The sequence below is a fragment of the Microbacterium sp. bgisy203 genome, from assembly GCF_965345155.1.
Lineage (GTDB): Bacteria > Actinomycetota > Actinomycetes > Actinomycetales > Microbacteriaceae > Microbacterium.
The window spans coordinates 106493-119608 of record NZ_CBDRLZ010000003.1 but is presented as its reverse complement, the minus strand read 5'-3'; the positions used below and the strand labels follow the sequence as shown (position 1 = coordinate 119608).

At 70.7% G+C, this 13116-nt stretch carries 11 protein-coding genes; 2 read left to right on the top strand and 9 right to left on the bottom strand.

The annotated features are described in order from the left end of the window. Window positions 1-30: 30 nt before the first annotated feature. The 8 genes from ACRVYW_RS06385 to ACRVYW_RS06350 form a co-directional block, all read right to left on the bottom strand. The gene (locus tag ACRVYW_RS06385) at window positions 31-1389 is read right to left on the bottom strand and encodes an aspartate aminotransferase family protein (RefSeq protein WP_431802827.1); all 1359 of its coding nucleotides are present in this window, start codon (window positions 1387-1389) and stop codon (window positions 31-33) included. A gap of 74 nt (window positions 1390-1463) precedes the next feature. Then, window positions 1464-2642, bottom strand: coding sequence for an ABC transporter substrate-binding protein (locus ACRVYW_RS06380; protein ID WP_431802825.1), 1179 nt, complete (start codon window positions 2640-2642; stop codon window positions 1464-1466). A 124-nt stretch (window positions 2643-2766) separates the two neighbouring features. After that, window positions 2767-3555: an ABC transporter permease gene (locus tag ACRVYW_RS06375; protein ID WP_431802823.1), complete on the bottom strand. Its 789-nt coding sequence runs from the start codon at window positions 3553-3555 to the stop codon at window positions 2767-2769. Further along, on the bottom strand, window positions 3552-4382 hold the full coding sequence (locus tag ACRVYW_RS06370) for an ABC transporter ATP-binding protein (RefSeq protein ID WP_431802821.1): 831 nt from the start codon (window positions 4380-4382) through the stop codon (window positions 3552-3554). Before ACRVYW_RS06370 ends, ACRVYW_RS06375 begins: the two co-directional genes overlap by 4 nt. Next, a complete protein-coding gene (locus tag ACRVYW_RS06365; protein ID WP_431803317.1) occupies window positions 4379-5269 on the bottom strand; it encodes an ABC transporter permease in 891 nt (296 codons plus the stop codon). Before ACRVYW_RS06365 ends, ACRVYW_RS06370 begins: the two co-directional genes overlap by 4 nt. 21 nt (window positions 5270-5290) lie before the next feature. After that, a complete protein-coding gene (locus ACRVYW_RS06360) occupies window positions 5291-6319 on the bottom strand; it encodes a TIGR03842 family LLM class F420-dependent oxidoreductase (RefSeq protein ID WP_431802819.1) in 1029 nt (342 codons plus the stop codon). A gap of 11 nt (window positions 6320-6330) precedes the next feature. Beyond that, entirely contained in the window at window positions 6331-7773 is a 1443-nt protein-coding gene (gene hydA / locus ACRVYW_RS06355) for a dihydropyrimidinase (protein WP_431802817.1), read from the bottom strand. A 61-nt stretch (window positions 7774-7834) separates the two neighbouring features. Then, window positions 7835-8683 carry a nitrilase-related carbon-nitrogen hydrolase gene (locus ACRVYW_RS06350; protein WP_431802815.1) on the bottom strand — a complete coding sequence of 283 codons (849 nt, stop codon included), beginning with the start codon at window positions 8681-8683 and terminating at the stop codon, window positions 7835-7837. A 174-nt stretch (window positions 8684-8857) separates the two neighbouring features. Here ACRVYW_RS06350 and ACRVYW_RS06345 point away from each other — a divergent pair, with 174 nt between their 5' ends. Beyond that, complete coding sequence (locus tag ACRVYW_RS06345; RefSeq protein WP_431802813.1) at window positions 8858-10219, top strand: PLP-dependent aminotransferase family protein; 1362 nt, start codon at window positions 8858-8860, stop codon at window positions 10217-10219. Window positions 10220-10348: 129 nt separating this feature from the next. Here the strand turns inward: ACRVYW_RS06345 and cofD are convergent, their stop codons facing one another. Then, on the bottom strand, window positions 10349-11341 hold the full coding sequence (gene cofD, locus ACRVYW_RS06340) for a 2-phospho-L-lactate transferase (RefSeq protein ID WP_431802811.1): 993 nt from the start codon (window positions 11339-11341) through the stop codon (window positions 10349-10351). Window positions 11342-11425: 84 nt separating this feature from the next. On the opposite strand from cofD, the gene pgi reads away from it, so the two are divergent. Then, window positions 11426-13102, top strand: a complete 1677-nt coding sequence (gene pgi, locus ACRVYW_RS06335; RefSeq protein WP_431802810.1) for a glucose-6-phosphate isomerase — start codon at window positions 11426-11428, stop codon at window positions 13100-13102. The last annotated feature ends 14 nt before the right edge of the window (window positions 13103-13116 follow it).

The window sequence follows — 13116 nt, the reverse complement described above, 5'->3', positions numbered from 1 at the left end:
AGTCATGGGGGCGAGAAGCGGGAACGGGGCTCAGAGCGCGAGCGCGAGCGCGAGCGCGAGGACCTCGTCGTAGGCGGCGACGGCCTCGGCGACCTCGTCGGCTGTGACGGTGCACGGTGGGACGACGTGGATGCGGTTCTCGGCGGTGAAGGGCAGGATGCCGCGGGCCAGCAGCTCCTTGCGAAGCGTCGCGACCGCGGGAGCCGGCAACGGCTCGCGGGTCTCGGGGTCGGCGACGAGGTCGAGCGCCCAGAAGACGCCGACGCCGCGCGCCTCCCCGACGACGGCGTGCTTCTCGGCGAGCTCGGCGAGCGCCGGGGCGAGCACGTCCTCGCCGATGCGGCGGGCGTTCTCGACGATGCCCTCGGCCTCCATCGCGTCGAGCGTCGCGACGATCGACGCCGCGGCGAGCGGATGCCCCGAGTAGGTGAGGCCGCCGGGGAAGACGCGGTCGTCGAAGGTCGCGGCGATCTCGTCGGAGATGATGACGCCGCCCACCGGCACGTAGCCGGAGTTCACACCCTTGGCGAAGGTGATGAGGTCGGGGACGACGTCGTGGTCTTCGAACGCGAACCACCGCCCGGTGCGCCCGAACCCGGCCATCACCTCGTCGAGGATGAGGATGATGCCGTACCGGTCGCAGAGCTCCCGGACGCCCGCGAGGTAGCCGGGCGGCGGCACCAGGATGCCGGCGGTGCCGGGGATCGACTCGATGAGGATGGCGGCGATCGTCTGCGGCCCCTCCGACTCGATCACGCGGCGCAGGTGCTGCAGGGCCCGCGCGCACTCCTCCTCGGGGCTGTGCGCCCAGAATTCCGAGCGGTAGAGGAACGGCCCGAAGAAGTGGACGTGACCGCGGGCGTACTGGTTCGGCATCCGTCGCCAGTCGCCGGTCGCGACGATCGCGGCGCCCGTGTTGCCGTGGTACGAGCGATAGGTCGAGAGCACCGTGTCTCTCCCCACGTCCCCCCGAGCCGCGCAGTGCAGGCGCGCCATGCGGATCGCGTTCTCGTTGGCATCCGCTCCCCCGTTGGTGAAGAAGACCTTGTGGAATCCTTCCGGGGCACGCGCGACGATCCGCGCCGCGGCCTCGCCGCGCGCGAGGTTGGCGTTGGCGGGGTTCACGGTCGTGAGGATCTCGGCCTGCTCCTTGATGCCGGCGACGACGGCGGGGTGCTGGTGGCCGATGTTCACGTTGACGAGCTGGCTGGAGAAGTCGAGGTACTCGCGCCCGGAGTGGTCCCAGACGCGCGTTCCCGACCCGCCGGCGATCACGAGCGGCGAGAGCGCGGCCTGCGCCGACCAGGAGTGGAAGACGTGCGCGCGGTCGAGCTCGAGGGTGCGGGCGTCGAGGTCCGTGGCGGTGCCGAGATCGGAGGTGGTGCTCATGCGGTGTTCCTTGACTGTCGTGTGCGTGCGGTCGCCGGGCGGGAGTGCGGCCTCGCCCGGCGACCGCCCGGCGCTTACTGGCCGCCCTTGGTGAGGGTGACCTCGATCGGCGTGTAGTCCCCGTCGACGGTGATCCCCTCCTCCTTGAGCTCGGCGAGCGCCTTCTCGATGTACTCGTTCGAGTATGCCGAGGATGCGGGCTCTTCGGTGATGAGATTCAACCCGTCCTGGTTCTTCGCGGCGAGCGCACCGGCGACGGTCTTGTCCCACGCGCCGGAGTCGACCACGCCGAAGTCGCCGCCGGTCCAGATGAGCTTGTTGACCTCGTTCATCTGCCACAGCTGGTGCACGGGGCCGACGGGGAAGGCCTGCACGCCCGGCGCGGTCGCGGCGGTGTAGGTGATGTCCGCGGCCTCTTCGGCGTTGTCGCGGGCGTACACCCAGCCCTTCGTCACGGCCTTGAGGAAGCGCACGGCGGCGTCGGCGTAGGCCGGGTCGTCGGCGAGGCGCTTCGTGTCGGCCCAGATGGCGTCCTGGAGCATGGCACCGGCGGTGTCCTCGTAGGAGATGACGTTGATGTCGTCCATCGTGTAGAGCTCGCCGGTCTCGGGGTTCTCGGTCTCGAGCAGCTGGGCGAGCTCGTTGTAGGTCATCGCCTGCGCGGCATCCACGTCTCCGTCGAGCAGCGCGTTCATGGAGAAGTCCTGCGTCGTGATCGAGACCGTGGTCGAGTCGAGGCCCTTGTCGGCCATGGCCGCGAAGATCTCCCACTCGTTGCCGAAGCCCCACGAGCCGATGCGCTTGCCTTCGAAGTCCTCGACTGCTTCGATGCCCGAGTCCTTCCACGACACCTGGGTCGTGCCGGACTTCTGGAACACCTGCGCGATGTCGGTGAGTTCGACGCCCTGCGCCTCGAGGGTGCCGAGCACCTTCGGGACCCACGCGACGGCGAAGTCGACGTCGCCGGCGACGAGCGCGTCCTGCGGGACGATGTCGCCGCCGGAGGGCACGATCTCGACGTCGTCGAAGCCCTCCTCCTCGAAGTAGCCCTTCTCGAGGGCGACGTAGTAGCCGGCGAACTGCGCCTGCGGCAGCCACTGCAGCTGCAGCTTGAGGGAGGTGAGCGGAGTGAAGTCCTCGCTGTCGCCCGACGACGACGGCTCATCGCCGCCGCCGCTGCACGCGGAGAGCGCGAGCGAGGCGACGACGAGAGCGGAGGCGGCGACGAGGCCGCGGCGGATGCTGTGTCTCATGCTGGTCCTTTCGGGTTTCGGATGCCTGTGGTGCGGGTGCTGCGGTGGTGCGAGTGGAGCGGTGGAACGTGTGATGCGGGTGGTGCGGGCCGACGTCGCGACGACGCGGGCCGTGCCGGGCTCGTCAGGGCGACGAGGACGGCACACGCCTCGCGACGAGGCGCTCGAGCAGCGTCGTCGCGAGGAAGAAGACGAGTCCGATGAGGATGCCGCCGAACACGAACGCCCAGGCGAGCGCCGCGCGCCCCGACTTCGTGTACGTCGCGATCGCGGTGCCGATGCCGTCGGCGGGTCCCCCGAAGTACTCCGCGACGAGGGCGGAGATGACGGCGAGGGATGCCGCGATGCGGATGCCGGTGACGATGTAGGGCACCGCGGCCGGCAGCGTGAGGTGGCGGAAGGTCTGCCCCGACGTCGCGGCCGTCGCCCGGAACAGGTCGCGCTGGACGGGCGTGGTCTGCCGGAGGCCGCGGAGGGTGTTGACGAACACCGGGACGAACGCCGCGATGCCCGCGACCGCCTGGCGGCCGAACTGGCTCGACGCCCCGAACATCGTGTTCAGGATCGGCGTGATCGCCACGATCGGCACAACCGCGAGGGCCGCGAGGAGCGGGGCGACCATGCCGTCGACGGGGCGGAACGCGGCGGCGAGCGCGGCGAGCGCGATCGCGAGCACCGAACCGACGACGAGTCCGATGAGAGCGTTCGTGCCGGTGACGGCCATCGCCTCCCCGATGATGCCGAAGCGGAGGACGAACTCCTCGGCGATGGCCGCCGGCGAGGGCAGCATGCGCGGCGCGGAGCCGGAGGCGACGAACGCCGACCAGGCGACGAGACCGAGCACCCCGACCGCGATGGGCGCGGCGATCTTCGCCCACGAGGGCGGGGTCCAGGCATCCGTTGCCGTACTCATCGTTCGTTCGCTCTCGTGAGCGGCGCGCCGTGCAGCGCCTCGCGCACGGCGGTGACGCGCGCGAAGTAGGCGGGCGACTCCCGCAGCGTCTCGTCGCGCGGGCCGTCCGCGCGCGTATCGACGACGTCGGTGATGCGACCGGGGCGGGGGCTCATGACGACGACCCGGTCGGAGAGGAAGACCGCCTCGGGGATCGAGTGGGTGACGAAGACGACGGCGGCGCCCGTCTCGGCGGCGATGCGGGCGAGCTCGCCCTGCAGGCGCTCGCGGGTCATCTCGTCGAGCGCGCCGAACGGCTCGTCCATGAGAAGGAGCTTCGGGCGCGCGGCGAGCGAGCGGGCGATCGCGACACGCTGCTGCATACCGCCGGAGAGCTGGTCGGGGTACCGGTCTGCGAAATCCTCGAGCCCGACGAGCGCGAGGAGCTCATCGACGCGCGCCGCGCGCTCGGCGGCGGCGGTCTTGTGCAACTCCAGCGGCAGCGCGATGTTCGCCGCGACCGTCCGCCACGGGAGGAGCCCCGCCTGCTGGAACGCGATGCCGTAGTCCTGGTCGATCCGCGCGCGGCGGGCGGGCTTGCCGAAGATCTCGAGCGTGCCCGAGGTCGGGGCATCGAGGTCGGCGATGAGGCGGAGGAGCGTCGACTTGCCGCAGCCCGACGGTCCGATGAGGGAGACGAACTCGCCCGCCGCGACGTCGAGGTCGACGCCGGCCAGCGCCGTCACCTCACCGTCCTTGGTCGAGAAGACCTTGCCGACGCCGGCGGCGTGGACGGCCGCGGTCGGGTCGCCCACGGCGGGGGTCAGGAGGGCGGTCGGGGTCGTCATGCGGTCTCCTCGCTGCGACGGTAGACGGAGAGGCCGCGACCGAGCAGCGCGACGCCGCCGGCTGCGATGAGGCCGATCGCGATCGTGCCGAACGTCGGCCCCCAGGGCGCGGCGGGGTCGGACGAGGCCTGCCCGGCGAGCTGGATGAGCATGCGCCCGATGCCGCCGCGCATGCCGATCGACACCTCCGCGACGACCGCGCCGACGACCGCTCCCGCCGCCGCGAGCCGGAGCGCTGGGAGGAGGTACGGGACGGCTGCGGGCAGGCGCAGCGTGCGGAGGGTCTGCCCGTACCCGGCGGCGTAGCTATGCATGAGGTCGAGGTGGATGCGGTCGGGCGCGTTGAGCCCTCGCAGCATGCCGATCGCCACGGGGAAGAACGCGAGGTACGAGGCGATGACGGCGACCGAGAGCCACTGCGGCCACGGGATGCCGGAGCGGTCGAGCTGCCCGCCGATCGCGTTGACGATCGGGGCGAAGGCGATGAGCGGCACGATCTGGCTGACGACGATCCACGGCAGGAGGCCCCACTCGGCGAGACGCCACCGTTGCATGAGGATGCCGAGGAGCGCCCCCACGACGACGCCGATGAGCCACCCGAGCGCCGCGAGCCCGAGGGTCAGTCCCGCTGCCTGGATGACGGTGAGGATGAGCGGCGGGGTCGACCCGCCGCTCGTCGGCTCGAACAGCCGCGCGATCATGTCGGTGATGTGCGGCATCGCGCGATCGTGCGTGCGCGGGAGGAGCATGATCTTCGACCCGGTGGTGCCGTCGCCGCCGACCGCGAGCCCCTCGGCGGGACCGATCGCCTTGTAGAGCTCCCACACCGCGGCGACGGCGAGCACGCCGACGACGCCCCAGAGGGTCGCCTGCGTGCGCTTCGGCATCCGCTTCACGTGGCCGCTCCCCTACCGCTTCGCCGTCAGCGGAGGGTTCAGCGCGGGGATGACGGTCTCGCCGTAGACGCGCATCGTCTCCTCCTTGTTGTCGTGCTGGAGGTACCCGGCGAACTGCGTCACGCCGATCGCGCGGAGCGCCTCGAGCTTCGCGATGTGCTCGTCTGCGGTGCCGAGGATGCAGAACCGCTCGACGATCTCGTCGGGCACGAAGTCGACGTGGTCGTTGTGGCTCTTGCCGTGCGAGTTGTAGTCGTAGCCGGTGCGGCCCGCGATGTAGTCGGTGAGCGCGGCGGGCACGTCCGAGCCCGACCCGTACTTCGCGACGATGTCGGCGACGTGGTTGCCGACCATGCCGCCGAACCAGCGGCACTGCTCGCGCATGTGCGCCCGCACCTCGGGGGTGTCCTCGCCGATGTACGTGGGGGCGGCGACGCAGAACGCGATCTCGTCGGGGTCGCGTCCGACGTTCGCGGCGGCGTCGCGGACGACCTGGATCATCCACGCGGCGATGTCGAGGTCGGCCAGCTGCAGGATGAACCCGTCGCCGACCTCGCCGGTCAGCTTCAGCGCGAGCGGACCGTACGCGGCGACCCAGACATCGAGCTCCGACCCGCGGCTCCACGGGAACTGCAGCGTCGCGCCCTTGTATTCGACGGCGCGCGAGTTGCCGAGCTCGCGGATGACGTGGATCGCCTCGCGCAGCTCCTTCAGCGTCGTCGGCGTGCCGTTCGTGACCCGCACCGCGGAGTCCCCGCGACCGATGCCGCAGATCGTGCGGTTGCCGTACATCTCGTTGAGGGTGGCGAAGACGGATGCCGTAACGGTCCAGTCGCGCGTCGCAGGGTTCGTCACGAACGGTCCCACGGTGACGCGCTTGGTCTCGTTCAGGATCTGCGAGTGGATGACGTACGGCTCCTGCCAGAGCAGGTGCGAGTCGAAGGTCCAGACGTGACTGAAGCCGTGCGCCTCGGCGAGCTTCGCGAGCTGCACGGTCCGCGCCGCGGGCGGATTCGTCTGCAGGACGACACCGAAATCCATGCCGCCTCCCCTCACACCAGGTACTGCGACAGGCCGCGCTTGATGTAGCGGCCGTCGCCCTTGGCGCCGACGTAGTTCCCGGCATCCGCCACGATCTTGCCGCGGGAGATGACGGTGTCGACGTGGCCGTCGATCTCGAACCCCTGCCACGCCGAGTAGTCCATGTTCATGTGGTGGACGCGGCCCTCGCCGATGCCGATCGAGGTGTGCCCGTTCGGGTCGTAGACGACCACGTCGCCGTCGGCGCCGGGCTGGATGACGCCCTTCTTGCCGTACATGCCGAACATGCGCGCCGGCGTCGTGCTCGTCAGCTCCACCCACCGCGGCAGCGTGATCTGGCCCGTCACGACCCCCTGGTACATGAGGTCCATGCGGTGCTCGACCGAGCCGATGCCGTTGGGGATCTTCGAGAAGTCCCCGATGCCCATGTCCTTCTGGCCCTTCATGCAGAACGGGCAGTGGTCGGTCGACACCATCTGGATGTCGTTGGTGCGCAGCGACTGCCACATGTGGTGCTGGTGGCCCTCGTGCTTCGAGCGCAGCGGCGTCGAGCACACCCACTTCGCACCCTCGAAGTCGCCCCACTCCTCGCTCGATGCGCCGAGCTGGTCCTCGAGCGAGAGGTAGAGGTACTGCGGGCAGGTCTCGCCGAAGATGTTGAGGCCCCGGTCGCGGGCCGCGGCGATCTGCTCCACCGCCTGCTTGGCGCTCACGTGCACGACGTAGAGGGGCGCTCCGGTCAGGTCGGCGATCATGATCGCGCGGTGGGTGGCCTCCTCCTCTGCCTGCCACGGGCGCGTCGTGCCGTGGAAGTAGGGGGAGGTCTCGCCGCGCGCGAGCGCCTGCTGCACGAGGACGTCGATCATCGCGCCGTTCTCGGCGTGCATCATCATCATCGCGCCGTTGTCGGCGCCCTTCTGGAACGCGCGGAGGATCTGCCCGTCGTCGGAGAGGAACACGCCCTTGTACGCCATGAAGAGCTTGAAGGACGTGACGCCCTCGGCGATGAGCTCGTCCATCGCCGTGAGCGACGAGTCCTGCACGTCGGAGAGGATCTGGTGGAATCCGTAGTCGATCGCGCAGTTTCCCGCGGCCTTCTCGTGCCAGACGTGGTACTGGTCGAGGATGTTCTCGTGCGGGTACTGCACGACGAAGTCGACGATGCTCGTCGTGCCGCCGATGGCCGCCGCGCGCGTGCCGGTCTCGAACGTGTCGGAGGCGAACGTGCCGCCGAAGGGCATCTCCATGTGCGTGTGCGCGTCGATGCCGCCGGGGATGACGTACTTGCCCGTCGCGTCGACGACCGTATCGACGGATGCCGCGAGGTCGTGCCCGAGGAGCGTCGACCCCGGCGCGAGGACCGCGGCGATCGTCTCGCCGTCGATGAGGACGTCGGCCTGGCCGGTGCCGGTCGCGTTGACGACGGTTCCGCCCGTGATGAGTGTCGTGGTCATGATTCCTCCCGGTCGCCTTTCCGGTCGTTGAGCGAGGGCCGCAGGCCCGAGTCGAAACGCCTCACGGCAGCACGATCTCCCCGTAGGTGTCGGGCCGGCGGTCGCGGTAGAACTGCCAGTCGTCGCGCATCTCCTGCACCATGTCGAGGTCGAGGTCGCGCACGAGCAGCTCCTCGTGCTCGGACGAGCCGATCTCGCCGACGACGTTGCCGCGCGGGTCGATCACCTGGCTGTTGCCGTAGAAGAACACCGCGTCGTCGCCGTACTCGTTGTCTTCGAGTCCCACGCGGTTCGGCTGCAGCACGAAGTAGCCGTTCGCGACGGCGGCGGCGGGGCCTTCTACCTCCCAGAGCCGGTTCGAGAGACCGGGCTTGGTGGCATTCGGGTTGAACACCATGTGCGCGCCGCCCAGGCCGAGCTCGCGCCATCCTTCCGGGAAGTGCCGGTCGTAGCAGATGTACATGCCGACTTTGCCGACGGCCGACTCGAACACGGGGTAGCCGAGGTTGCCGGGGCGGAAGTAGAACTTCTCCCAGAACCGGTCGACCTGCGGGATGTGGTTCTTGCGGTACGTCCCGAGGATGGTGCCGTCGGCATCCACCAGCACGGACGTGTTGTAGTAGACGCCGGTCTGCGCCTCCTCGTAGATGGGGAGGACGAGCACCGTGCCGAGCTCCTTCGCGAGCGCGGCGAAGCGGGTGACGATCGGGCCGTCGACGGGCTCGGCGTAGCGGTAGTACTTCTTGTCCTGCGTGATGCCGAAGTAGGGCCCGTAGAAGAGCTCCTGGAAGCACGTCACCTGCGCGCCCTGCGCGGCCGCGTCGCGAGCGAACTGCTCGTGCTTGTCGAGCATCGACTCCTTGTCACCGGTCCAGGTCGTCTGCGAGATCGCCGCGCGCACCGTAGTCATGGGGCACCTTTCGTCGAAGCTGCGGGGGTCGATCGTCGGTCGTCGGGAGTCGAACCGCCGATTCCTGTTACTGTTTCGCTTGAACATTTCCCGACAATTTCCGAATGTGACGCGGCGGTAAACAGATCGCGGATGCCGACCGGCGTCGCGTCGAGCACCGGGAGGGGTGGACGCGTGCTGGATCCCACCGCATTGGGCGAGCGCAGTCCCGCCGGGCTCGCCGCCGAGATCTCGCGTCTCGTCCACGACGGCACGCTCGCCCCCGGCGAGCGCCTTCCGACGGTGCGCGACGTGTCGGCGGCGCTCGGCGTCTCGGCGGGAACGGTCGGCGCGGCCTGGACCGCGCTCGCCCGCGCGGGACTCATCGTCGCGCGCGGGCGTGCCGGCACCTTCGTCCGCGCCGAGCGGGGCGAGCTCACGCCGCACGTGCAGAGCCTTGCCGCGCGCCCGACGGCCGGCGCCGCGGCCGAGCCTCGGATCGACCTGTCGCTCGGCACGCCCGATCCGGCGATGCTGCCGCCCCTGCACGCCGCACTCTCGCGCGTCGCAGAGCGCGCCGACACCGGCCGTTATCACGATCTGCCCGTGCTCCCCGAGCTCGAAGCGCTGCTGCGAGAGGCGTGGCCGAGCGCGGGCGTCGAGGCGATCACCGTCGTCGACGGCGCGCTCGACGGCATCGCGCGGACGCTCGAGGTCACCGTCCGCTTCGGCGAGCGTGTTGCCGTCGAGTCCCCCGGCTTCCCGTACTTCTTCGACCTGCTCGACGCGATGGGCGTCGAGGTCGTGCCTCTGCGCAGCGACGCCGACGGCGTGACCCCGGCATCCCTCGCACGCGCTCTCAGTCGCGGGGTCGCAGCCGTGATCCTGCAGCCGCGCGCGCAGAACCCGACGGGCGTCTCGATGTCGCAGGCGCGGGCACGGGAGCTCGCCCGCACGGTCATCGACGACCCGGGCGGGAGCCGCGCGCTCATCATCGAGGACGACCACTCGGCGCTCATCTGCACGGCGCCTCCGGTCACCCTCGCGACGTGGCTGCCGCAGCGCGTCGTGCACGTGCGGAGCTTCTCGAAGTCGCACGGGCCCGACCTCCGCATCGCGGCCCTCGGCGGCCCGGCGCACGTCGTCGACGGGATCGTCGCGCGGCGGATGCTCGGACCGGGCTGGACCTCACGCCTCCTGCAGACCGTGCTCGCCGGACTCCTCACCGATGAGGGCGCCATCGCCCGGGTGCGGACGGCGCGTCTCATCTACCGCGACCGGCTCGACCGGCTCGCCGCGCGGCTCCTGCGCCTGGGCGTCGACGTCGGCGCTCCCGACGGCATCAACCTGTGGATGCCGGTGGCCGATGAGCGTGCCGCGCTCGTGCACCTGGCTGCGGAGGGCATCGCGGTCGGCGCGGGTATGCCGTTCCAGGCATCCGTCCCGGGTGCCGATCCGCGGCCGCACGTGCGCGTGACCGGCGGGGCGCTCGCGTCGGGGACGCACCCCGTGGCCGAAGCCCTCGCCCGCGCCGCGGAGGCGCCGCCGCTCGGGTGACGGTACGGGGGTCGCGGCGGCGCGGCGTTCTCAACTCCGGAGATTCGCGCGCAAACGACCCCGAAAGCGCCCACCCTCTCGGCCGAGGCCCGATTCTCCGGAGTTGTGAACCGCGGACGGCCGGGAGGGTCAGAACCCGGCGGCGGCGAGCGTGTCGGCGGCGAGCGCGCGGGTGAGGTCGGGCCCGGCCATCCACAGCGGACGAACGTGCGCGTCGATGCCGAGGGAGGCGACGGCGGGGGCGAGAGCCGCGTCCTCCTCCGCGAGGAGCCACGCGTCGAGCAGGCCGCCGTCCGCACGGGCACCGAAATGGCCCGCGACACCGTCGGCAGAGCACGGGACGCCCGCGACCCGCAGGCATACGTCCGCCATGCCCCGGACGGGCGCTCCCCCGATGATCGGAGAGACGCCGACCACGCGGCCGGGCGCCGCGGCGACGGCGTCGCGGATCCCCGGAACGGCGAGGATCGGCCCGATCGAGACGATCGGGTTCGAGGGGGCGAAGACGACGGCATCCGCCCGGGCGATCGCCTCGAGCACGCCGGGGGCGGGCCGCGCGCCGGTCATGCCCGGGTTCTCGAACCGCTCGGGTTCGCGCGTCGCGCGGTAGCGCGTCCACCACTCCTGGAAGTGAATCGTCACGGCGCCGCCGGCATCGCCGGAGTCCTCGATCACCACGTGGGTCTCGACCTCGGCATCCGTCATCGGCAGCAGCGTCGCGCCGATCTCGTCGCGCCACCGCGCCTGCAGCCGCGCCAGCACCGTCGTCGGGCTCGCCCCCTCGCGCAGCCACGACGTCCGCGAGATGTGCGCACCGAGGTCGAGGTCGCCGAGCTCGAACCAGTCCCAACCGACGCCCCAGGCGTGCAGCTCGGCCGCGACCCGCAGCGAGTCGCCCGCGCGGCCCCAGCCCTTCGCGGTGTCCTTGACGCCCGCAAGTCCGTAGAGCATCGAGTCGACGTCGGGCTGGATGCGCAGCCCCGCGAGCCACAGGTCGTCGGCGGTGTTGCAGACGACGGTGAGTTCACCCCCGCGGGCGCGCAGTTCGTCGCGGAGCCCCACGGCGAAGGCGGATCCGCCGGCGCCGCCGGCGAGCAGGACCACGGACGGCGATGCGCTCACCGTCACAGCGTACGGCGACGCGCTCGGACCGCACGCTCAACGGCATCCCTCGCCGGTTCGAATCCCGCGCGCTAGCGTGGAGCTGTGACCGCTCCGATCGATCCCACGACCACGTCGGCCTGGGCCGAACTCACCGCCGCGAAGGATGCCTTCGTGCCCGACCTGCGCGCCTGGTTCCGCGACGACCCGTCGCGCGTCGAGGCGCTGACGTTCGACCTCGCCGACCTCCGCGTCGACCTGTCGAAGAACCTCGTCGACGCCGGCATCCTCGCCTCGCTCGTGCGCCTGGCCGAACAGACGCACGTCGCCGAGCGGTTCGCGGCGATGCTCCGGGGCGACCACATCAACACGAGCGAGGACCGCGCCGTGCTGCACACGGCGCTGCGCCGTCCGCCCGGCTCGGAGCCGACGCTCACCGTCGACGGGCAGGATATCGACCACGACGTGCAGCAGGTGCTCGACGCCATGACCGTCTTCGCCGACCGGGTGCGCTCGGGCGAGTGGGTGGGCGTCACGGGCAAGCCCGTGAAGACGATCGTGAACATCGGGATCGGCGGCTCCGACCTCGGCCCCGCCATGATCTCCGCGGCGCTCGAGCCGTTCGGGGGCGACATCGAGGCGCGATTCGTGTCGAACATCGACCCGTTCGACCTCGCCCACAAGACGAAGGATCTCGACCCCGAGACGACGCTGTTCATCGTCGCCTCGAAGACCTTCACGACGCTCGAGACGCTCACCAACGCGCGTCTCGCGCGCATGTGGCTCTGGCGCGGGCTGCAGGAGGCAGGGGTGATCGACGGGTCCGACGCGCAGCGGACGGATGCCGTCGCGCACCACTTCGTCGCGGTGTCGACGGCCCTCGACAAGGTCGCGGCGTTCGGCATCGACACGGCCAACGCCTTCGGATTCTGGGATTGGGTCGGCGGACGCTACTCGGTCTGCTCGGCGATCGGCCTGTCGCTCACGATCGAGCTGGGCCCGGACTCGTTCCGCGAACTGCTGGCGGGCTTCCACGCCGTGGACGAGCACATGGCATCCACACCGCTGGCGCAGAACGTGCCGGTGCTGATGGGCCTGCTCAACGTCTGGTACACGAACTTCCTCGGCGCGCAGTCGCACGCGGTGCTGCCGTACGCGCAGCAGCTCTCGCGCTTCGCGGCGTACCTGCAGCAGCTGACGATGGAGTCCAACGGCAAGCGCGTCCGCTGGGACGGGTCGCCCGTGACCACCGACACCGGCGAGATCTTCTGGGGCGAGCCGGGGACGAATGGGCAGCATGCGTTCTACCAGCTCATCCATCAGGGCACGCGCCTGATCCCCGCCGACTTCATCGCGTTCGCGAACCCCGCGTATCCGCTCAACGACGATGGCCGCGACGTGCACGCCCTCTTCCTCGCGAACTTCCTCGCGCAGACGAAGGCCCTCGCCTTCGGCAAGACGGCCGCCGAGGTCGAAGCCGAGGGCACGACCGGCGCGCTGGTCGCGGCCCGGACGTTCCCGGGCAACCGCCCGACGACGTCGATCTTCGCTCCGGCGCTGACGCCGCGCGTCCTCGGCGAGCTGATCGCGCTGTACGAGCACATCACGTTCACGCAGGGTGTCATCTGGGGCATCAACTCGTTCGACCAGTGGGGCGTCGAGCTCGGCAAGCAGCTCGCGCTGCAGATCGCGCCGGCCGTCGACGGCGACCACGACGCGTACGCGGCACAGGATGCCTCGACGCGCGCGCTTCTGGACTACTACCGCGCCCACCGGTCCTGACCCCGCGCCGCGCG